Source organism: Pseudomonas sp. 58(2021), from assembly GCF_017491585.1.
GTDB classification, from domain to species: domain Bacteria; phylum Pseudomonadota; class Gammaproteobacteria; order Pseudomonadales; family Pseudomonadaceae; genus Aquipseudomonas; species Aquipseudomonas fluorescens_BT.
Window position 1 is genome coordinate 20933 of record NZ_JAFGYZ010000037.1, and the last position, 19937, is coordinate 40869.

General features: G+C 59.6%; 21 protein-coding genes and 1 other RNA gene. 5 read left to right on the forward strand and 17 right to left on the reverse strand.

Features of this window, described 5'->3' with window-relative positions; translation table 11 throughout:
* The 9 genes from mraY to rsmI form a co-directional block, all read right to left on the reverse strand.
* Complete coding sequence (mraY, locus tag J5M72_RS27955; protein ID WP_015096766.1) at positions 1-1083, reverse strand: phospho-N-acetylmuramoyl-pentapeptide-transferase; 1083 nt, start codon at positions 1081-1083, stop codon at positions 1-3.
* Positions 1083-2450, reverse strand: coding sequence for a UDP-N-acetylmuramoyl-tripeptide--D-alanyl-D-alanine ligase (murF, locus tag J5M72_RS27960; protein ID WP_207868174.1), 1368 nt, complete (start codon positions 2448-2450; stop codon positions 1083-1085). The genes mraY and murF overlap by 1 nt, the downstream gene beginning before the upstream one ends.
* Complete coding sequence (locus J5M72_RS27965) at positions 2443-3906, reverse strand: UDP-N-acetylmuramoyl-L-alanyl-D-glutamate--2,6-diaminopimelate ligase (RefSeq protein ID WP_207868176.1); 1464 nt, start codon at positions 3904-3906, stop codon at positions 2443-2445. Before J5M72_RS27965 ends, murF begins: the two co-directional genes overlap by 8 nt.
* Positions 3906-5645 (reverse strand): penicillin-binding protein 2, encoded by a 1740-nt coding sequence (locus J5M72_RS27970; RefSeq protein WP_169432701.1) that lies wholly within the window; start codon positions 5643-5645, stop codon positions 3906-3908. Before J5M72_RS27970 ends, J5M72_RS27965 begins: the two co-directional genes overlap by 1 nt.
* A complete protein-coding gene (ftsL, locus tag J5M72_RS27975; protein WP_007956777.1) occupies positions 5645-5938 on the reverse strand; it encodes a cell division protein FtsL in 294 nt (97 codons plus the stop codon). Before ftsL ends, J5M72_RS27970 begins: the two co-directional genes overlap by 1 nt.
* Complete coding sequence (gene rsmH, locus J5M72_RS27980) at positions 5935-6876, reverse strand: 16S rRNA (cytosine(1402)-N(4))-methyltransferase RsmH (RefSeq protein ID WP_207868185.1); 942 nt, start codon at positions 6874-6876, stop codon at positions 5935-5937. The genes ftsL and rsmH overlap by 4 nt, the downstream gene beginning before the upstream one ends.
* 2 nt (positions 6877-6878) lie before the next feature.
* The gene (mraZ, locus tag J5M72_RS27985; RefSeq protein WP_003205355.1) at positions 6879-7334 is read right to left on the reverse strand and encodes a division/cell wall cluster transcriptional repressor MraZ; all 456 of its coding nucleotides are present in this window, start codon (positions 7332-7334) and stop codon (positions 6879-6881) included.
* Between the two features lie 403 nt (positions 7335-7737).
* Positions 7738-8091, reverse strand: an RNA gene (gene rnpB / locus J5M72_RS27990) — RNase P RNA component class A.
* 73 nt (positions 8092-8164) lie between these two features.
* Entirely contained in the window at positions 8165-9070 is a 906-nt protein-coding gene (rsmI, locus tag J5M72_RS27995; protein ID WP_169431861.1) for a 16S rRNA (cytidine(1402)-2'-O)-methyltransferase, read from the reverse strand.
* 177 nt (positions 9071-9247) lie between these two features.
* On the opposite strand from rsmI, the gene J5M72_RS28000 reads away from it, so the two are divergent.
* The 4 genes from J5M72_RS28000 to J5M72_RS28015 all read left to right on the forward strand — a co-directional run bounded on the left by J5M72_RS28000 (position 9248) and on the right by J5M72_RS28015 (position 12692).
* Entirely contained in the window at positions 9248-11059 is a 1812-nt protein-coding gene (locus tag J5M72_RS28000) for a penicillin-binding protein activator (protein WP_169431862.1), read from the forward strand.
* On the forward strand, positions 11059-11421 hold the full coding sequence (locus J5M72_RS28005; RefSeq protein WP_011335870.1) for a YraN family protein: 363 nt from the start codon (positions 11059-11061) through the stop codon (positions 11419-11421). The genes J5M72_RS28000 and J5M72_RS28005 overlap by 1 nt, the downstream gene beginning before the upstream one ends.
* 102 nt (positions 11422-11523) lie before the next feature.
* Positions 11524-12117 carry a phosphoheptose isomerase gene (locus J5M72_RS28010; RefSeq protein WP_207868178.1) on the forward strand — a complete coding sequence of 198 codons (594 nt, stop codon included), beginning with the start codon at positions 11524-11526 and terminating at the stop codon, positions 12115-12117.
* A complete protein-coding gene (locus J5M72_RS28015; protein WP_169431864.1) occupies positions 12114-12692 on the forward strand; it encodes a BON domain-containing protein in 579 nt (192 codons plus the stop codon). The genes J5M72_RS28010 and J5M72_RS28015 overlap by 4 nt, the downstream gene beginning before the upstream one ends.
* A gap of 52 nt (positions 12693-12744) precedes the next feature.
* On the opposite strand, the gene J5M72_RS28020 is transcribed toward J5M72_RS28015, so the two are convergent.
* From J5M72_RS28020 to rplM, 7 genes are all read right to left on the reverse strand, one after another.
* On the reverse strand, positions 12745-13158 hold the full coding sequence (locus tag J5M72_RS28020; RefSeq protein ID WP_007956787.1) for a ClpXP protease specificity-enhancing factor: 414 nt from the start codon (positions 13156-13158) through the stop codon (positions 12745-12747).
* Positions 13159-13174: 16 nt separating this feature from the next.
* The gene (locus tag J5M72_RS28025; RefSeq protein ID WP_011335872.1) at positions 13175-13792 is read right to left on the reverse strand and encodes a glutathione S-transferase N-terminal domain-containing protein; all 618 of its coding nucleotides are present in this window, start codon (positions 13790-13792) and stop codon (positions 13175-13177) included.
* A 146-nt stretch (positions 13793-13938) separates the two neighbouring features.
* A complete protein-coding gene (locus J5M72_RS28030) occupies positions 13939-14721 on the reverse strand; it encodes a cytochrome c1 (protein WP_169431865.1) in 783 nt (260 codons plus the stop codon).
* The gene (locus J5M72_RS28035) at positions 14721-15932 is read right to left on the reverse strand and encodes a cytochrome bc complex cytochrome b subunit (protein ID WP_065261493.1); all 1212 of its coding nucleotides are present in this window, start codon (positions 15930-15932) and stop codon (positions 14721-14723) included. The genes J5M72_RS28030 and J5M72_RS28035 overlap by 1 nt, the downstream gene beginning before the upstream one ends.
* A complete protein-coding gene (petA, locus tag J5M72_RS28040) occupies positions 15932-16525 on the reverse strand; it encodes a ubiquinol-cytochrome c reductase iron-sulfur subunit (RefSeq protein WP_003228055.1) in 594 nt (197 codons plus the stop codon). The genes J5M72_RS28035 and petA overlap by 1 nt, the downstream gene beginning before the upstream one ends.
* Positions 16526-16794: 269 nt before the next feature.
* Complete coding sequence (gene rpsI, locus J5M72_RS28045) at positions 16795-17187, reverse strand: 30S ribosomal protein S9 (RefSeq protein WP_007961615.1); 393 nt, start codon at positions 17185-17187, stop codon at positions 16795-16797.
* A 14-nt stretch (positions 17188-17201) separates the two neighbouring features.
* On the reverse strand, positions 17202-17630 hold the full coding sequence (rplM, locus tag J5M72_RS28050; protein ID WP_003228062.1) for a 50S ribosomal protein L13: 429 nt from the start codon (positions 17628-17630) through the stop codon (positions 17202-17204).
* Between the two features lie 244 nt (positions 17631-17874).
* On the opposite strand from rplM, the gene J5M72_RS28055 reads away from it, so the two are divergent.
* Positions 17875-18915 (forward strand): NADP(H)-dependent aldo-keto reductase, encoded by a 1041-nt coding sequence (locus J5M72_RS28055; RefSeq protein WP_207868181.1) that lies wholly within the window; start codon positions 17875-17877, stop codon positions 18913-18915.
* 104 nt (positions 18916-19019) lie between these two features.
* On the opposite strand, the gene J5M72_RS28060 is transcribed toward J5M72_RS28055, so the two are convergent.
* The coding region (locus J5M72_RS28060) for an acyl-CoA dehydrogenase family protein (protein ID WP_207868183.1) at positions 19020-19937 on the reverse strand (918 nt) is incomplete at its 5' end.

The following is a 19937-nucleotide window of genomic DNA, read 5'->3' on the forward strand; positions in this document are numbered from 1 at the left end:
CTACCTCAGCTTCAGGGTGGCAAGGCCGATCAGCACGAGAATCACGGTGATGATCCAGAAACGGACGATCACGCGCGGCTCGGGCCAGCCCTTGAGTTCAAAGTGGTGGTGTATCGGAGCCATGCGGAACACACGACGACCGGTCAGCTTAAAGGAAGCCACCTGAATGACGACTGACAGGGTTTCCATCACGAACACGCCGCCCATGATGAACAGGACGATTTCCTGACGGACGATCACCGCGATGGTGCCCAGAGCAGCGCCCAGCGCCAGTGCACCGACGTCGCCCATGAAGACTTGCGCCGGGTAGGTGTTGAACCACAGGAAGCCCAGACCGGCACCGATCAGCGCGCCGCAGAACACGATCAGCTCGCCCGCGCCCGGCACGTACGGGATCAACAGGTATTCAGCGAATTTCACGTTACCCGACAGGTAGCAGAAGATGCCCAGGCCACCGCCGACCATCACTGTCGGCATGATCGCCAGACCGTCGAGGCCGTCGGTCAGGTTGACCGCGTTGCTCGAACCGACGATCACGAAGTAGGTCAGCACGATGAAACCGGCGCCCAGCGGAATGCTGTAGTCCTTGAGCATCGGCAGGATCAGGGTGGTTTCCACCGGCGTGGCGGCAGTCATATAAAGGAAGATCGCCGCGCCGAGACCGAACACCGACTGCCAGAAATACTTCCAGCGACTCGGCAGACCACGGGAGTTCTTCTCGATCACTTTGCGGTAGTCATCGACCCAGCCAATGGCACCGAACAGCAGGGTCACCAGCAACACGACCCACACGTATCGATTGCTCAGGTCGGCCCACAGCAGGGTACTGACGCCGATGGACGACAGAATCAGTGCGCCACCCATGGTCGGCGTACCGGATTTGGACAGGTGCGATTGCGGGCCGTCGTTACGAACCGATTGGCCGATCTGACGGTTCTGCAGGGTGCGGATCATCCACGGGCCGTAGCACAGCGACAAGACCAGCGCGGTCAGCACACCGAGAATCCCGCGCAGGGTCAGGTACTGGAAGACCGCGAAGCCTTTGTAGAACTGTTGCAGATACTCCGCTAGCAGCAGCAGCATTAATGTTTCTCCAGACTGGACCCGCACAGGGCCGCAACGATGTTTTCCATCGCTGCGCTGCGCGAACCCTTGATCAAAATGGTGGTGTTTTTATCCTGCTCGGCGCCGAGGGCCTGGATCAGTTCGGCCTGTGTGCCGAAGTGATGCGCCTCGTTGCCGAATGCGTTCACGGCGTGGACCATGTTCGGCCCGACGGCGTAAAGCGCGGAAACCTTGCCCCGGGCGTATTCGCCCACGTCGCGGTGCCCCTGCTCCGCCCAGTCGCCCAACTCGCCGATATCCCCGAGCACCAGGACGGTGCGGCCGGAAAAGCCGGCGAGTATATCAACGGCCGCGCACATGGAGGTGGGGTTCGCGTTGTAAGTGTCATCGATCACGCGCATGCCGTTTTTCGCCAGTTGCGCGACGGTGCGACCCTTGACCGGTTGTACCGCGCCAAGCCCGGTGGCGATGCCGAACAGCGACACGCCCAGGGCGTAAGCAGCAGCGGCAGCGGCCAGGGCATTGGCGACGTTATGGGTGCCGAGCAGGTTCAGTTGAACCCGTTCCACACCTTCAGGACTGTGCAGGTTGAACGCCGGGCAGCCACGGGCATCAGTGGTCAGATCGCTGGCGTGGAAATCCGCTTGCGTGTTGCTCAGCGCGAAAGTCAGCACTTTGCGACCGGCGGCGCGGAGCTTCCAGATACCGAATGCCTTGTCATCGAGATTCAGCACGGCGATGCCATCGGCGGCCAGCCCTTCGATGATTTCGCCTTTGGCTTCGACGATTTTCTCGGGCCCGCCGAACTCGCCAACGTGAGCGGTGCCGGCGTTGTTGAGGATCGCTACGTGCGGCTTGGTCAGCCCGACGGTGTAAGCGATTTCACCCAGACGCGAGGCGCCCAGTTCGATCACTGCCGCGCTGTGCTCCGGGGCAAGTTCGAGCAGGGTCAGCGGTACGCCGAGGTCGTTGTTCAAGTTGCCACGAGTCGCATGTACCGAGCCGCGCGTACGCAGGATGATCGCGAGCATTTCCTTGACCGTGGTCTTGCCGCTGGAGCCGGTCACGGCCGCAACCGGTCTGGTGAACGCGGCACGGTTCAATGCGCCCAGTTGACCGAGGGCCTGACGGGTGTCCTTGACCAGCAATTGTGGCAGCGTGCTGTCGGCGACTTCGCGCTCGACCAATGCAGCAACGGCGCCTTTGGCAGCGACCTCGTTCAGATAGTCATGACCGTCGAAGCGCGGACCGGTCAATGCAACAAACAGTTGGCCAGCCTTGATGGCGCGGCTGTCGATGCTCACGCCGTCGAAGCTTGCGTCCGCGCCGATCAACCGCGCGTCGAGTGCGTTGGTCAGTTCGCTGAGTTTCAGGGCCTTAAGCATGGGCCACCTCCCAAGCGGTCAGGGCGTGATCGGCCTCGACCAGATCGGAGAATGCGTGGCGCTCGCCGTTGATTTCCTGATAGTCCTCATGACCTTTGCCGGCCAGGACAATCACGTCATCCGCCGAGGCGCCGGCAATCAGTTGCGCGATGGCCTGGCCACGACCGGCCACGAACGTCACGTTATCCACAGCCGTGAAGCCGGCGCGGATGTCGTCGAAGATCACCGCTGGATCTTCGGTACGCGGATTGTCATCGGTGACCAGCACGCGGTCGGCCAGACGCTCGACCACTTCGGCCATCAACGGGCGCTTGCCGCGATCACGGTCACCGCCACAGCCGAACAGGCACAACAGTTGGCCTTTGACGTGCGGACGCAACGCCGTCAGAACTTTTTCCAGCGCATCGGGCGTGTGGGCGTAATCGACCACCACCAGCGGCTGGGTGCCACCACCGAGACGTTGCATGCGTCCGGCCGGGCCTTCGAGTTTCGGCAGCACCTTGAGGATTTCGTCGAGGGCGTAGTCCAGGCCGAGCAAGGCGCCGACCGCGGCCAGTACGTTGCTCAGGTTGAAACGACCGAGCAGCGTGCTGCGCAGATGGTGTTCGCCCTGCGGCGTCACCAGCGTGGCGCGCACGCCATGGTCGTCGAACTGTGCTTCGCGGACATATAGATACGCACTGCTGTCGAGCAGGCTGTAAGTGATCAGGCGCGACTCACGTTTTTCAGCGGCCAGTTGCCGGCCGAAATCGTCGTCCAGATTGACCACGCGGCACTTCAAGTCATTCCAGGCGAACAGCTTGGCTTTCGCTTCGGCATAGGCCTCCATGGTGCCGTGGTAATCGAGGTGATCGCGGGAAAGGTTGGTCATCACCGCCACGTCGAACGCCAGCGCGGTGACCCGGCCCTGATCCAGGCCGTGAGACGAAACTTCCATGGCCACGGCTTTGGCACCGGCCTTTTTCAGGTCGCCCAGGGTCGCTTGCACGGCAATCGGATTCGGCGTGGTGTGCAGGCCGCTTTGCAGCGAGCCATGGAAACCGGAACCGAGGGTGCCGACGATGCCGCAGTGCTGACCGAGCAGGTCCAGCGCCTGGGCAACAAGCTGGGTCACGCTGGTCTTGCCGTTGGTGCCGGTGACGCCCACCAGGTTCAGGTGATGGCTTGGCTCACCGTAAAAACGTCCGGCGATATCCGACAACTGCGCTGCCAGACCTTTGACCGGAATCAGCGGCACATCAGTGATCGGCAACACGGTGGCGCCTTCCACTTCGTAAGCCACGGCGGCCGCGCCACGGGTGAGTGCGTCAGCAATGTGCGCACGACCGTCGAACTTGCCGCCCGGCACCGCGAGGAACAGGTCGCCTGCGCGTACGTTGCGGCTGTCGAGCGCCAGTTCACGGATCAACAGATCGTGGCCGGCGTGGGGGAATATCTTGTTCAGACTAAGAGACATCAGCCGCGCCCTCCATTGGCTTTCAGCGGAACAGCCGGGGTGGCATTGGCTTGCTGGGTATTCGGCAGGTTGTCCGGGGTGATGTTCATCAGGCGCAGAGTGCCGGACATCACACGGCTGAACACCGGCGCCGACACCAGACCACCGAAGTAGCCGGCCTTGGTCGGTTCATCGATCACCACGACGATGGCATAACGCGGATCGCTCATCGGGCCGAAACCGGCGAACAGCGAGCGATAGGAATTTTCGGCATAGCCCTTGGTGCCCACCGAGGTCTTGCGGGCGGTACCCGACTTCCCGGCCACGTGATACGCCGGGACTTGAGCACGGAACACGCCACGTGGTGCTTCGATTACTTGCTGCAGCATGCCCTGCATGGTTTTCGCCACGGCTTCCGGCAGCACCTGGGTGGTCTGCGGCGCCTTGTCGGTTTTGATCAGAGTCAGCGGTGCGAGACGACCGTTGTTGGCCAATGCCGAGAACGCGTGCACCAGCTGGATCGCCGTCACCGAAACACCGTAGCCGTAGGACAGCGTTGCGGTTTCAGCTTTACGCCACTCGCGGTAGTTCGGCAGGTTGCCGACACGTTCGCCCGGGAAGCCGAGGCCGGTGTCCTGACCGAGACCGACCTTTTGTGCGAGCCGGAAAATGGTTTCGCCGCCAATGTCGAACGCGACCTTACTCATACCAACGTTACTGGAATTGATCAGAATGCCGGTCAGGTCAAGCACCGGACCTTCGGTCTTCGATACGTCCTTGATGGTGTACTTGCCGATCTGCAGGGAACCCGGATACACCTCGACGGTGTCGCTCGGTTTCCAGCGGCCGGTTTCGATCGCGGCGCTCATCGAGATCGCCTTCATGGTCGAACCCGGTTCGAACACGTCGATCATCGCGCGGTTACGCATCATCGCCGGTTGCAGGTTGCGACGGTTGTTCGGGTTGTAGGTCGGCTGGTTGACCATGGCGAGGATCTCGCCGGTCTTCACGTCCATGATCACCAGACTGCCGGCCTTGGCGCCGTTCTCGATGATCGCGTTGCGCAGCTCGCGGTTGGCCAGGTATTGCAGACGCAGGTCAATGGACAACGCCAAGGGCTTGCCGGCCTTGGCGTTCTTGGTGACCTGGACATCCTTGATCAGCCGTCCGCGCCGATCCTTGATGACTTGCCGCTTGCCGGGTACGCCGGCCAGCCACTCGTCGTAGGCCAGTTCGACACCTTCACGGCCGTGGTCGTCGATGTCGGTGAACCCGACCATGTGCGCAGTGACTTCACCGGCCGGATAGAACCGGCGGAACTCTTCGATGCCGTAGACGCCCGGCACTTTCAGGTCGAGCACAGCCTGGCCCTGCTCGGGGGTCAGTCCGCGCACCAGATAAATGAATTCCTTGTTCGCCTGGGCTTCGAGGCGCTCGGCCAGGGCTTTCGGGTCCTGACCCAGGGCAGCGGCGAGTGCCGGCCACTTTTCTTTGGCCAGCTGCATTTCCTTGGCGTTGGCCCACAACGTGGTCACCGGCGTACTCACGGCCAGAGGCTCGCCATTGCGGTCGGTGATCAGACCACGATGCGCCGGGATCGGAATGTGACGAACGCTACGTGCATCGCCCTGCCCCTTGAGGAAGTCACGGTCGATCACCTGCAGGTCGATGATGCGCCAGCAGATCGCGGCCACCATCATGCCCAGCAGACCAACGACCAGACGGAAGCGCCACGGGAAGAGTGCCCCTTCAAGTTTCATCATGGCGCCACCATCTTCACGTCAGCCGCGCCAGGGATGTGCATCTTCAGTTGTTCGGTAGCCAGTACTTCGATCCGGCTGTGGGCGGTCCAGGTGCTCTGTTCCAGAATCAAACGCCCCCACTCGGCCTGCGCCTTGTCGCGCACGCTGAGTTCGTTGTACAGAGTGTTGAGCAACTGCCGGTTCCAGTGGGCGCTGTAGGAAACGCCGATGGCCGACACGAGCACGCCGATAAACAGCAGCAGCATGAAAAAGCTGCCGCCAGGCAGTGGTTTGGCGAAAAGCTTGCTCACCGCAACTTCTCCGCGACGCGCATGACGGCGCTACGGGAACGTGGGTTGGCCTTGAGCTCGGCGTCGGAGGCCGTCTGCGCTTTGCCATGGACTTTGATTTTCGGTTCGAACGCAACGTGGCGAACCGGCAGGTTGCGCGGCAGGTTGTCGGCTTCGCCTTTCACCAGCTTGCGCATGAACAGTTTGACGATGCGGTCTTCCAGCGAATGGAAGCTGATGACGACCAGACGGCCGCCCACTTCCAGGCATTCGAGCGCGGCTTCAAGGCCTGCTTCCAGATCGCCCAGTTCGTTGTTGACGTGAATGCGCAGGCCCTGGAATGCACGGGTGGCCGGGTTCTTGCCCTTTTCCCACGCCGGGTTGGCGACTTTCAGAACTTCGGCCAGATCAGCAGTACGCTCGAACGGCGTAATGTCACGACGTTCGGCCACGGCGCGGGCCATGCGACCGGAGAAACGCTCTTCGCCATACTCCTTGAAAACACGGGCGATTTCTTCCACCGGCGCGGTGTTGACGAACTCGGCTGCACTGATGCCACGGGACGGATCCATGCGCATGTCCAGCGGGCCATCGTTGAGAAAACTGAAGCCGCGTTCAGCGTCGTCAAGCTGCGGCGAAGACACGCCGAGATCGAGCAGAATGCCGCTGATCTTGCCGGCCAGACCACGCTCGGCAACCACCGAACCCAGTTCGGCAAAGCTGCGCTGCACAACGACAAAGCGGCCGTCTTCGGCCGCTAGCGTTTGCCCGGTGGCAATCGCTTGAGGATCCTTGTCGAATCCGATGAGCCGGCCATCAGGCCCGAGCTTGCTGAGAATCAACCGACTGTGCCCGCCGCGCCCGAACGTGCCGTCCAGATAGCAGCCATCAGGACGTACGGCGAGAGCCTCGACGGCTTCGTCAAGCAGTACGGTGATGTGGTTAAAGCCGCTATCAATAGTCACAGGATCAGATCACGCAGTTCGTCAGGCATGGCGCCCGGTTGTTGTATGGCAGCCAGGTCAGCGGCAGAAACCGCGTTCCAGGCATCTTCGTCCCACAGTTGGAACTTGTTCAGTTGGCCCACCAGCATCGCGCGCTTGTCGAGCTTCGCGTATTCGCGCAGGCGCGGCGGCACCAGGAAACGACCACTGCCGTCGAGCTCGAGGTCAACGGCGTTACCAATCAATAAACGTTGCAGACGACGGTTCTCTTCGCGAAGCGAAGGAAGCGCGCGCAACTTGGTTTCAATAATTTCCCACTCATCGAGCGGGTAGACGCACAGGCACGGATCAACGGCATCAATGGTCACGATCAACTGGCCGGAACTACGCGAAACGAGCTCGTCACGGTACCGGCTCGGCATGGCGAGACGGCCCTTTGCGTCGAGACTGATAGCGTTAGCTCCGCGAAACACGTCTGCGTTTCTCCAATTTTTATCGTTTTGAGCTCAAAAAACCCACTTCATGCCACTTTCCGCCACTTGCGCACACTATAGGAATGCGCCCACCACACCGTCAAGGCGCGGATCAAAGGAAAACCCTTACAGAACGGAGATTTAGGAGCATAAAAGGAGGAGCAACGAGAATCCGGCGGATGCTTTTATCCAATAACTTGAGACAGCACTGACAGCTGCGCTCGAAAGTTAAAGTAATTTGTTAAGAGTAAGATTTTTTCGGTATTACAAAAGCGCTTCTGCTGTTGATTGAAGCAAGGTGGGAAATGGCTATTACTGCGATTGCCGCCGCCGGAATTCCAGAGCAGGCCTGCTGATAATAAACAGCCCTGTCGCCTTTAATTCAAGCAGGGAAAAGAAAAAGGTGGAGAGTCGATCTGTAAGCCGGGTTCTGTCTTGAACAGTCATTCGTCTACGATGGCCATCACTGGACATCTTTAGCAACCTACCCGGTCCCAGCGCGGGCCACGCCTTGGGACCCTATTTGGTCTTGCTCCAAGTGGGGTTTACCTAGCCACGAACTGTTGCCAGACGTGCGGTGCGCTCTTACCGCACCTTTTCACCCTTACCGGCGCCGAAGCGCTTAGGCGGTTATTTTCTGTGGCACTTTCCGTAGGCTCACGCCTCCCAGGCATTACCTGGCACTTCGCCCTATGGAGCCCGGACTTTCCTCCCCCCCCTAATTTTCATAGAGGGCAGCGACTGTCCGATCGACTCTCCGCCGCGCAGGTTAACGGCAGAGCGCTCGAAGAACAAGCGCTAATAGCCCGCCAACCGGTCTGCGCGACGGGTTACGCGTCTTTTTGCTGATCCAGCGCGACTTGATACAGCACGTTTTTGCGCTCACCGGTGATTTGCGCTGCCAAAGCGGCGGCACGCTTGAGCGGCATCTCTTCGAGCAGCAGATTGAGGATGCGCATCGCCTCGCTGCTCACGGCATCTTCTGACTCCGGCGCAGTCCAGCCAGCCACGACCACCACACATTCGCCACGCTGCTGATTGCTGTCCGCCTCGACGAATGCCCGCAGCTCGGCCAGCGGCAGCCCCTTGAGGGTTTCAAAAGTCTTGGTGATTTCCCGGGCAAGCAATGCCGGGCGATCAGCGCCAAACACGGCTTCCATATCCTGCAGACACTCAAGAATACGATGCGGCGCCTCGTAGAAAATCAGCGTGCGCGGCTCTTCCTTGATGGCTTCAAGGCGTGCCTTGCGTCCAACCGCCTTGGCCGGCAGAAAGCCTTCGAAGATAAAACGGTCGGATGGCAGACCGGCCGCGGACAAGGCAGCGATCAGCGCACAAGCCCCCGGCACCGGCACCACATTGATGCCGGCTGCACGGGCCTGACGCACCAGGTGATAACCCGGATCGGAAATCAGCGGGGTACCGGCATCGGAAATCAGTGCGACATTGTCGCCTGCCAGCAGACGAGTGATGAAGCGACTGCCTTCATCACGTTCGTTGTGCTCGTGACAGGCCGCCAGCGGCGTGGAGATGCCAAAGTGCTGCATCAGACGCTGGGAATGGCGCGTGTCTTCGGCGGCGATCAGCGCCACCTCGCGCAGGATCTTCAACGCCCGGGCGCTGATGTCATCCAGGTTGCCGATGGGCGTCGCCACCACATAAAGCGAGCCTGCAGCGGAATTCAAAGCACCTGGAGCAGTCAAAGCGCACACCTCATGATCGGTAAAAACCGCCATTGTAGCGCGTCGCGCAACTGACGATGCGGCCGCGGCAGACACGGTTTGTCGCACCATTGTGCGGTCGCGCAACATTTACATCATCTAAATTGACGGTTTCACACCAGTAACATCGCGCCCCGGCCAGCGCTTGGGTACAATTCGACGCTAATTTGATCGAGTATCAGGAACACTTACATGATCGCTTGCCTGCGGCTGTTCACTGCCCTCTGCCTCGCTGCCTTGCTGGCGGCCTGCGCCAGCTCCCCTTCCTCCAGCCTTGGCGAACTTCCACGGACTCCGGATGCCAGCATCGAGCAACTGCTCGAACAGGCCGCCCAGGCCAAATCGCCGGACAAGGCTGCGCTGCTGCGCCTGAGTGCGGCGGACATGGCTTATCGCCAGGGCAATGCCGGACAGTCCGCGCAAATCCTGCAACAAGTGCCGATGGAGCAACTCCAGCCAGGCCAGCAGGCATTCGCCAGCACTTTGTCTGCTGAACTGGCGATGACCCGCAATCAGCCCAAAGCCGCACTGGCAGCCTTGAACCATCCAAGCCTGCAACGCCTGAGCGAAATGTCGGTGCCGTTGCAGGTTCGCGCCGGCACCGTTCACGCCCGTGCCCTTGAGGCCGACGGTCAGACCCTGGCTGCGGCACGCGAGCGCATTTTCATTGCGCCGATGCTCGAAGGCGAAGCCGCGAGCAAGAACCACGAAGCCATCTGGACCCTGATCGCCTCGCTGCCGACCGATCAACTGCAACCCAACGGGACCGACGACCTCGCCGGCTGGATGAGCCTGGCCCTGGCCGTGAAAACCGCCGGCACCCTGGAACAGCAACAGGCAGCCATCGACGACTGGCGCTCTCAGCACCCGAAACACCCGGCCGCCATCAACCTGCCGCTGCCACTGACCAAACTCAAGGAGCTGGCCAGCCAGCCCCTGAGCAAGATCGCCCTGCTGCTGCCACAGGACGGCCAACTGGCCTCTGTCGGCAAGGCGCTGCGTGACGGCTTCATGGCCGCGCACTATCAGGCTCAGCAAGCCGGCCAGAAACCACCGGCCATCGTGTTCTATGACAGCTCGCACCTGACCAACATGGACGAGTTCTACCGCAAGGCCCAGGCCGACGGCGTGCAACTGGTTGTCGGGCCGCTGGAAAAACCACTGGTCAAACAGCTGAGCACCCGCCCGCAACTGCCGATCACCACCCTCGCTCTGAACTACAGCGAAGGTGACCAGGGCCCGGCGCAGCTGTTCCAGTTCGGCCTCGCCGCTGAAGACGAGGCCCGTGAAGTCTCCCGCCGCGCCCGCGCCGACGGGCTGCACCGCGCCGCGATCATGGTGCCGAAAGGCGAATGGGGCGACCGCGTCCTGCGCGCTTTCAGCCAGGACTGGCAAGCCAATGGTGGCAGCATCGTCGCCACCGAACGCGTTGACCAGCCAGTACAACTGGCCCAGCAAATCGCCGACATGTTCCAGCTGCGCCAGAGCGAAGCCCGTGCCAAGAGCCTGCAGAACGCCGTCGGCACCAACGTTGCCGCTCAGCCTTCGCGTCGCCAGGACATCGAATTCATCTTCCTCGCCGCGACACCGCAACAGGCCCAGCAGATCAAGCCGACCCTGAACTTCCAGTACGCCGGTGACGTTCCGGTCTACGCCACTTCCCACGTGTTCAGCGCCAGCGGCGACGTGAACCAGTACAACGACATGAACGGTGTGCGCTTCTGCGAAACCCCTTGGCTGCTGGATACCAACGACCCGCTGCGCAAACAGGTCGCCGCGCAATGGCCACAAGCCTCCGGCAGTCTTGGTCGTCTGTATGCAATGGGTGCCGATGCCTACCGCCTGGCCCCGCGCCTGAGCCAGCTCAAGACCCTGCCGGACAGCCGCATCGAAGGCCTGTCGGGCAGCCTGGGCATGACCCAGAGCCAACGCGTGGTACGCCAGTTGCCATGGGCCCAGTTTGTCAGCGGCCAGATCCAGCGCCTGCCGGACACTCCGCGCTGATGCCCGACAGGTCACACCTGCAAAGCGGCAAGGATGCCGAGCGTCAGGCGCTCGAGCATTTGCAACACCAGGGTCTGCGCCTCCTGGCGCAGAACTGGTTATGTAAACGCGGCGAGCTTGATCTGGTCATGCTTGATGGCGATACAGTAGTATTCGTCGAAGTACGTTACCGAAAGAACACTCAATGGGGTGGAGCGCTCGACAGTATCGACGGGCGCAAACGGCAGAAACTGATTTTCGCCGCACAATATTTTCTTCAGCGCGAGTCGCGCTGGGCAAATTCCCCCTGCCGCTTCGACGTGGTGGCCATCGACAGCCATCAGGATCAGTTGAACTGGTTGCAGAATGCGTTCGACAGTTGACCGCCTGCACCGACCCGGACATTTTCACTCAACACTTTTGCTCTTTGCTTTGCGGGCTGCACATTCACGTGCCGGACAGCCGCGCCAATTAAGGTCACACAGATGGACATGCAATCCCGAATTCGCCAGCTTTTTCAGGCCAGTATCGACACCAAGCAACAGGCGATGGACTTACTTGCACCGCACATCGAGCAAGCCAGCCAGGTAATGGTCAACGCCCTGCTCAACGAAGGGAAAATGCTCTCGTGCGGCAACGGCGGCTCGGCCGGCGATGCCCAGCACTTCTCCTCGGAACTGCTCAACCGTTTCGAGCGCGAGCGTCCGAGTCTGCCTGCCATCGCGCTGACCACCGACAGCTCGACCATCACCTCGATCGCCAACGATTACAGCTACAACGAAGTGTTCTCCAAGCAGATCCGCGCACTCGGCCAGCCAGGCGATGTATTGCTGGCGATTTCGACCAGCGGCAACTCGGCGAACATTATTCAAGCGATCCAGGCCGCACATGATCGCGAAATGATTGTCGTAGCATTGACCGGTCGCGATGGCGGCGGCATGGCGTCGCTGCTGCTGCCTGAAGACGTCGAAATTCGCGTACCGGCCAATGTCACCGCACGTATTCAGGAAGTCCACTTGCTGGCGATCCATTGCCTCTGCGATCTGATCGACAGCCAACTGTTCGGGAGTGAAGAATGACCCCTAATCGCCTTGGCCTTTTGGCCTTGACCCTGTGCCTCGGCATTTCTGGCTGCACCTCGGTGGTGAACGCCAGCCGTGAAGCACCGATCGAAGACGATCGCGGCACCCGCACCTTCGGCAGCAAGATCGACGATTCGCTGATTGAAACCAAGGTCGGCGTCAACGTGGCCAAGGCCGACCCGGCTCTGGACAACGACTCGCACATCGTCGTGACCAGTTTCAACGGTGTCGTGCTGCTGGCTGGACAGACCCCGCGCGAAGACCTGAAGGCCAAGGCCGAACAGGCTGCCGCCAACGTGCAACGCGTGAAGAAAGTACACAACGAGCTGCAAGTGATTGCGCCTTCGAGCTTCCTCGCCCGCCAGAACGATTCCTGGCTGACGACCAAGATCAAAACCCAGATGCTCACCGACGCCAGCATTCCTGGCTCACGCATCAAGGTTGTGACCGAGAACGGCATCGTCTATCTGCTTGGCCTGCTGACCAAACAGGAAGCCGCACAGGCCACCAATCTGGTGCAGGGTGTTTCTGGCGTGCAGAAAATCGTGAAGCTGTTCGAATACATCGACTGATACACAAAGCGCAGGCACAAAAAAGGCGATCCGGTTGGATCGCCTTTTTTTATTACTTCACCACTTTCAGGCTTGGCCGACCGCTTGGGCGCGGCGGCTCGCTGTCCGGTGGCGGAACATCGTCATCCTGCTCGATCTCGTCTTCGTCATCCATCGGCGACTCCAGATCGAACACCATGCCCTGACCGTTCTCCCGGGCATAGATCCCCAGAATTGCAGCAATCGGCACGTACAGGCTATGCGGAACGCCACCGAAACGACCTTCGAAGGTCACGACGTCGTTGTCCATGTGCAGATGCCGCACGGCACTTGGCGAAATATTCAGGACAATCTGTCCGTCACTGGCAAAGCCCTGTGGCACCTGTACCGCCGGGTACTCGGAATTGACCAGCATGTGCGGGGTGCAATCGTTATCCACAATCCACTCGTAGAGCGCGCGGACCAGATAAGGTCGACTGGAGTTCATAGCGGCTCCTTAAGCCTTAGCGCATGTCGCGTTCGACACCAGACAGACTCGCCTGGAAAGCCTCACGCGCAAATTGACGCTCCATATAATCAAGCAGCGGCTTGGCAGGCCGCGGCAGTTCTATACCCAGAATCGGCAAACGCCAGAGTATTGGCAATAGGCAGCAATCCACCAGACTTTGTTCCTCACTGAGGAAAAACGGCTTGTCGGCGAACAGCGGCGACACACCCGTCAGGCTCTCGCGCAATTCCTTGCGCGCCACGGCACGCGCCGCTTCCTTGGTGCGCGAATCCAGAATCAGATCCACCAGACCACACCAGTCGCGCTGAATGCGGTGAATCAGCAGACGACTGTTGGCACGCGCCACCGGGTACACAGGCATCAATGGCGGATGCGGGTAACGCTCATCCAGGTATTCCATCACCACGGTCGACTCCCACAACGCCAGGTCACGATCGACCAGCGTCGGAAGACTGCCGTAAGGGTTTACTTCAATCAGTTTAGGCGGCTGGCGACCAGCCTCCACAAAAATGATTTCGGCGCTGACACCCTTCTCTGCAAGCACGATGCGCACTCGGTGGGAATAGTGGTCGGCGGGGTCGGAGTAACAGGCCAACCGATTGGTCACGCCCATGGCGATCCTCCTCGCTTGTTGAAATAGTCGAAGCCGGAAAAACGCGCGCGCCCAGAGGGCGCCTCCCGCAAAACATGGCTGACCAGGCTTTGCATTTCAGAGACGCCCTTGGGCGCGCGCGATTAACAGCAATTGCTTGAAGCGTATCAGTGCACGTCTTTCCAGTATTCACGCTTGAGCAGGTAGGCGAACACAAAGAAGAACGCCAGGTACAGCAAGACGTAAGTACCGATGCGCTGATGTTGCAGCTTAACCGGGTTAGCCGAGTAAGCCAGGAAGGTTACCAGATTCTTGACCTTCTCATCGAACTGCTCTTCGTTGAGAGTTCCGGTTTTCGGCACGATGGTCAACTGATCGCACGCCTCATGAGTCAGAGGCGTACCGGTCAGCGGATCATATTGCTTCTTGCCGTCTTCGACGATCTGTACCTGCTTGCAACCCACGACCTGACGACCTTGCAGGCCGACCAGCACGTTAGGCATGCCGACGTTCGGGAAGACCTTGTTGTTCACGCCCCAAGGACGCGCCGGATCCTCATAGAACGAACGCAGATAACCATAGAGCCAGTCGGTACCACGAACACGCGCCACCAGAGTCAGATCCGGAGGCGCTGCACCGAACCAGGTCTTGGCGTCGGCCGGCTGCATGCCGATGTTCATGTGATCGCCGATCTTGGCACCGGTGAACACCAGCTTCTCCAGCATCATTTCGTGCGGGATGCCGAGGTCGTCGGCCACACGCTCATAACGCTGGAACTTGGCACTGTGGCAACCCATGCAATAGTTGGCAAAGGTGCGTGCACCATCCTGCAGGGCAGCCTTGTCGGAAACGTCGATGTCGACTTTTTCCAGTTCCGGGCCACCGTGTTCCGCAGCAAAGGACAGCACTGGCAGAGCAGCAAAAATCAGAGCAAAAAATAACTTTTTCATCAGCCAGTCACCCTTTCCGGAACCGGTTTGGTCTTCTCGAGCCTGGTGTAGAAAGGCATCAGAATGAAGTAGGCGAAATACAGGAAGGTGCAGATCTGCGACACCAGCGTGCGCTCCGGCGTCGGGGCCAGAACCCCCAGAATGCCGAGGATCACGAAGGAAATGCAGAACACCACCAGCCAGATTTTGCTCATCCAGCCTTTATAGCGCATTGACTTGACCGGACTGCGGTCGAGCCATGGCAGGACGAAAAGCACCGCAATGGCCGCCCCCATGGCGATAACGCCCATGAGCTTGTCAGGAACCGCACGCAAGATCGCGTAGAACGGCGTGAAGTACCAGACCGGCGCAATATGCTCTGGCGTCTTGAACGGGTTGGCCTGCTCGAAGTTTGGTTTTTCGAGGAAGTAGCCGCCCATTTCCGGGAAGAAGAACACGATGAAGCAGAAGATGAACAGGAACACCACCACACCGACGATGTCTTTCACGGTGTAGTACGGGTGGAAAGCGATGCCGTCCAGCGGCACACCGTTTTCGTCTTTGTGTTTCTTGATGTCCACGCCATCCGGGTTGTTCGAACCCACTTCGTGCAGTGCCAGAATGTGCAGCACCACCAGACCGAGGATCACGATCGGCAGAGCAACCACGTGCAGGGCGAAGAAGCGGTTCAGGGTAATTCCGGAAATCAGGTAGTCACCACGAATCCACTGAGTCAGGTCGTTGCCGATGACCGGAATCGCACCGAACAGCGAGATGATCACCTGGGCGCCCCAGTAGGACATCTGCCCCCATGGCAACAGATAACCCATGAAGGCCTCAGCCATCAGCGCCAGATAGATCAGCATGCCGAAGACCCACACCAGTTCGCGCGGTTTCTGATACGAACCGTAAAGCAGGCCACGGAACATGTGCAGATAGACCACGATGAAGAACGCCGAAGCGCCGGTGGAGTGCAGCAAACGCAGGATCGAGCCGTACTCGACGTCCCGCATGATGTATTCGACGGAGGCGAACGCCTCTTCCGCCGACGGGGTGTAGCTCATGGTCAGCCAGACACCGGTGACGATCTGGTTGACCAGAACGAGCAGTGCCAGCGAGCCGAAGAAGTAGAAGAAGTTGAAGTTTTTTGGCGCGTAATACTTGCTGAGATGGTCTTCCCACATTTTGGTGGCGGGGAAGCGCGCATCAACCCAATCCATGAACTTGCTCATCACGCTTTCTCCGTATCGACGCCAATGACAATCAGGTCATCGGTCTCATAGGAATGCGGGGGTACTGGCAGGTTCAAAGGCGCAGGTTGCGACTTGTAGACGCGGCCAGCCAGATCGTAGTGGGAACCGTGGCAAGGGCAGAAATAGCCACCTACCCAGTCTTTGCCCAGATCCGCGGGTGCCACTTCGGGACGGAAGGTCGGTGAGCAACCCAGGTGAGTGCAGATCCCGATCAGCAGCAGGATTTCCGGCTTGATCGAACGCACCTCAGGGTCGACATAGGTGGGTTGCGTGGAGTTTTTGGAGGTCGGATCGGAGAGCTGGCCCTCGATCTTCTTGAGATTCCCCAGGATTTCCGCAGTACGGCGAACAATGAATACCGGCTGGCCGCGCCATTCAGCAATCATCTGCTGTCCGGGCTCGATTTTGCTGACATTCACTTTCACCGGTGCGCCGGCAGCCTTCGCCTTGGCACTGGGAAACCATGACCCCACGAACGGGACCGCAGCCCCCACCGCTCCTGCAGCACCCACCACGGATGTGGCCGCTACCAAGAAGCGACGCCGGCCTGCATTCACGCCGTCATTGCTCATTCAGTCCTCTCCCATCAGCTTTGTGGCCTGTTAAATCAGGCATCTACTAAATATGAAACAATGTACTTATAAAAATTTTGCCGAATGGTAATGAAAACCCCCAATTCTGACAAGGTAATTACCCGGAGGGCTGGCCCTCAAGCCTTGTAGTATAGGGGGTCTACGAATGTGGCAAGTTGTCACAGCGCAATTATTCAAGAAATCGCACGCATAAAAAAACGCCCGGTTCCGTGAGGAATCGGGCGTTCTTTTTGAACGTGGAAGCGGAATTAACGCTTCGAGTACTGCGGACGCTTACGCGCTTTACGCAGACCAACTTTCTTACGTTCAACTTCACGGGCGTCGCGGGTAACGAAGCCAGCTTTGCGCAGAGCGCTACGCAGGGTTTCGTCGTAGTCCATCAGAGCGCGAGTGATACCGTGGCGGATTGCGCCAGCCTGACCACTTACACCACCGCCGATCACGGTGACGTAGATGTCGAACTTCTCGACAGTCTCGGTCAGTTCCAGCGGCTGACGAACTACCATGCGGGCAGTTTCGCGGCCGAAGAACGAATCCAGCGAACGGTTGTTGATGGAGATGTTACCAGTACCCGGACGCAGGAAAACGCGTGCGGTTGCGGTCTTGCGACGGCCAGTGCCGTAATTTTGAGTCGCCGACATAATGAACTATTCCGTTAAATCTTCAGTTCTTGGGGCTGCTGAGCAGTATGAGGGTGTGCAGCGCCCGCATAGACTTTCAGCTTACGGTACATGTCGCGACCCAGTGGGTTCTTAGGCAGCATGCCTTTAACCGCGGTCTCGATCACGCGCTCAGGGGCCTTGGCGATCAGCTTTTCAAAGTTGATCGACTTGATGCCGCCCGGGAAACCGGAGTGGGAGTAGTACATTTTGTCAGTGGTTTTAGCACCGGTAACACGGATCTGCTCAGCGTTGATTACGACGATGTAGTCGCCGGTGTCAACGTGAGGAGTGTACTCAGGCTTGTGCTTGCCACGCAGACGGCTCGCGATTTCGGTGGCCAGACGACCCAGGGTCTGACCAGCAGCGTCGACGACAAACCAGTCGCGCTTTACTGTTTCCGGTTTAGCAGTAAAAGTTTTCATTCTTTATAGCCTCAGGGGCCGCCTGTAAATAAGACGGCGGATCTTACTGAATAGTGCGTACTTTGACAAGTCAAAGGCAGCCGGATACAGACGCTTTCGGGGGCTCGGGTCGGCGCGTCCGTTCAACGGCAAGATTCTTCGGCGGCGGGGCATCACTTCCACTGCAGAAAGAGGTCGGCAATTATGCAGATTGCGAAAAAAATTTCAACCTGCTTTTATGCTTGTTTTGCCCAAGGAGCACCCGATGGACTATCGCCAGCTAGGCCGTACCGACCTGAACGTGAGCGCAATCTGCCTTGGCACCATGACCTGGGGCGAGCAAAACACTGAAGCTGAAGCCTTCGCCCAGATTGAACGGGCCAAGGGCGCCGGGATCAACTTCATCGACACCGCCGAGATGTATCCGGTGCCGCCGAAAGCCGAAACCTACGCCGCCACCGAGCGTTACATCGGCAATTACTTCAAGAGCCGGGGCGACCGCGCCGACTGGATCCTCGCCAGCAAGATCGCCGGCCCCGGCAACACCATCGACTACATCCGCGACAAAAACCTGCGCCATAACCGCCAGCACATTACCGAAGCAGTGGACGCCAGCCTCAAGCGTCTGCAGACCGATTACATCGACCTGTACCAACTGCACTGGCCGGAGCGCAGCACCAACTTTTTCGGACAGCTGGGCTACAAGCACAAGATCGAAGCCAACCTCACCCCGCTCGAAGACACCCTCGAAGCACTCGACGAGCAAGTGAAGGCCGGCAAGATCCGCCACATCGGCCTGTCCAACGAAACCCCGTGGGGCACCATGCGTTTCCTCGCCCTGGCCGAAGCCCGTGGCTGGCCGCGCGCGGTATCGATCCAGAACCCGTACAACCTGCTCAACCGCAGCTTCGAAGTCGGTCTGGCGGAGATCGCCATTCGCGAACAGTGCGGCCTGCTCGCCTATTCGCCGCTGGCATTCGGTTTCCTGTCGGGCAAGTACGAAGGTGGCGCCCGTCCGCCAAAAGGTCGCCTGAGCCTCTACAGCCGCTTCAGCCGCTACTTCAACCCGCAATCGGAAGCGGCGTGCAGCCGTTACGTGGCGCTCGCCCGGAAACATGGCCTGGATCCGGCGCAAATGGCGCTGGCCTTCGTCAATCAGCAACCGTTCGTCACCAGCAACATCATTGGTGCGACGACGCTGGAGCAACTGGACAGCAATATCGCCAGTTACGAGCTGAAACTGTCGAAGGAAGTGCTGGAAGGGATCGAAGCGATTCACAAGGATCATCCGAACCCGGCACCGTGATCAGCCGCTAAAAGCTTCGCGAGCAGGCTCGCTCCCACAGGTACAGCGTGATCCTTGTGGAAGCGAGCCTGCTCGCGAAGGGGCCAGTCAATTCACTGCGAAATTCAAAGCGACCGCGCAATGATCTCCTTCATGATTTCATTGGTGCCGGCATAGATTCGCTGCACCCGCGCATCCGCCCACGCCCGGGCCACCGGGTACTCCCACATGAAACCGTAGCCGCCATGCAACTGCACGCACTCATCGAGCACCTTGCATTGCAGGTCGGTGCCCCAATACTTGGCCATCGCCGCCGTCGGCACATCCAGCTTGCCCTGAAGATGCAGCTCCAGACAGCGATCGACGAACACCCGGCCGATCTGTATCTCGGTGGCCATTTCCGCCAGTTTGAAGCGCGTGTTCTGGAAGTCGGCAATTGCCTTGCCGAACGCCTTGCGATCACGGGTGTAATCCAGCGTCCACTGCAGCGCCGCCTCGGCCGAAGCCAACCCGCCAATGGCTACTGTCAGACGCTCCTGCGGCAATTCCTGCATCAGATAGGCAAACCCGGCCCCGGCCTGACCCAACAGGTTTTCCTTCGGCACTCGCACGTCCTGAAAGAACAGTTCCGAGGTGTCCTGAGCCTTCATTCCGACCTTCTCCAGGCGCTTGCCCTTGTCGAAGCCCGGCGTGTTCGCCTCCACCAGAAACAGGCTGGTGCCCTTTGCCCCGGCCTTGGGATCGGTCTTGGCCACGACAATCACCAGATCAGCCAGAAAGCCATTGGTGATGAAGGTTTTCGAGCCGTTGATCACATACTCGTCACCGTCCAGCACAGCGGTAGTCTTGACCCCCTGCAAATCGGAACCGGCACCCGGCTCGGTCATGGCGATGGCACTGACCATCTCGCCGGACACCAGTTTCGGCAGGTATTTGTGCTTCAGCGCCTCGCTGCCGTAATGCAGGATGTACGGCGCAACGATGTCCGAGTGCAGCGAGAAGCCGATGCCGGTCAGGCCCAGTCGCCCCACCTCCTCGATGAC

What these genes read in the sequence shown, in the direction of transcription:
- petA (WP_003228055.1), bottom strand. Translation starts at nt 16,525, where the DNA reads ATGAGCAATGACGGCGTGAATGCAGGCCGGCGTCGCTTCTTGGTAGCG.
- J5M72_RS28020 (WP_007956787.1), bottom strand. Translation starts at nt 13,158, where the DNA reads ATGAACTCCAGTCGACCTTATCTGGTCCGCGCGCTCTACGAGTGGATT.
- mraY (WP_015096766.1), bottom strand. Translation starts at nt 1,083, where the DNA reads ATGCTGCTGCTGCTAGCGGAGTATCTGCAACAGTTCTACAAAGGCTTC.
- rsmI (WP_169431861.1), bottom strand. Translation starts at nt 9,070, where the DNA reads ATGGCGGTTTTTACCGATCATGAGGTGTGCGCTTTGACTGCTCCAGGT.
- J5M72_RS28000 (WP_169431862.1), top strand. Translation starts at nt 9,248, where the DNA reads ATGATCGCTTGCCTGCGGCTGTTCACTGCCCTCTGCCTCGCTGCCTTG.
- J5M72_RS28005 (WP_011335870.1), top strand. Translation starts at nt 11,059, where the DNA reads ATGCCCGACAGGTCACACCTGCAAAGCGGCAAGGATGCCGAGCGTCAG.
- J5M72_RS28015 (WP_169431864.1), top strand. Translation starts at nt 12,114, where the DNA reads ATGACCCCTAATCGCCTTGGCCTTTTGGCCTTGACCCTGTGCCTCGGC.
- J5M72_RS28055 (WP_207868181.1), top strand. Translation starts at nt 17,875, where the DNA reads ATGGACTATCGCCAGCTAGGCCGTACCGACCTGAACGTGAGCGCAATC.
- rplM (WP_003228062.1), bottom strand. Translation starts at nt 17,630, where the DNA reads ATGAAAACTTTTACTGCTAAACCGGAAACAGTAAAGCGCGACTGGTTT.
- J5M72_RS28030 (WP_169431865.1), bottom strand. Translation starts at nt 14,721, where the DNA reads ATGAAAAAGTTATTTTTTGCTCTGATTTTTGCTGCTCTGCCAGTGCTG.
- rpsI (WP_007961615.1), bottom strand. Translation starts at nt 17,187, where the DNA reads ATGTCGGCGACTCAAAATTACGGCACTGGCCGTCGCAAGACCGCAACC.
- J5M72_RS28010 (WP_207868178.1), top strand. Translation starts at nt 11,524, where the DNA reads ATGGACATGCAATCCCGAATTCGCCAGCTTTTTCAGGCCAGTATCGAC.
- J5M72_RS28035 (WP_065261493.1), bottom strand. Translation starts at nt 15,932, where the DNA reads ATGAGCAAGTTCATGGATTGGGTTGATGCGCGCTTCCCCGCCACCAAA.
- J5M72_RS27965 (WP_207868176.1), bottom strand. Translation starts at nt 3,906, where the DNA reads ATGTCTCTTAGTCTGAACAAGATATTCCCCCACGCCGGCCACGATCTG.
- J5M72_RS28025 (WP_011335872.1), bottom strand. Translation starts at nt 13,792, where the DNA reads ATGGGCGTGACCAATCGGTTGGCCTGTTACTCCGACCCCGCCGACCAC.
- murF (WP_207868174.1), bottom strand. Translation starts at nt 2,450, where the DNA reads ATGCTTAAGGCCCTGAAACTCAGCGAACTGACCAACGCACTCGACGCG.
- J5M72_RS27970 (WP_169432701.1), bottom strand. Translation starts at nt 5,645, where the DNA reads ATGAAACTTGAAGGGGCACTCTTCCCGTGGCGCTTCCGTCTGGTCGTT.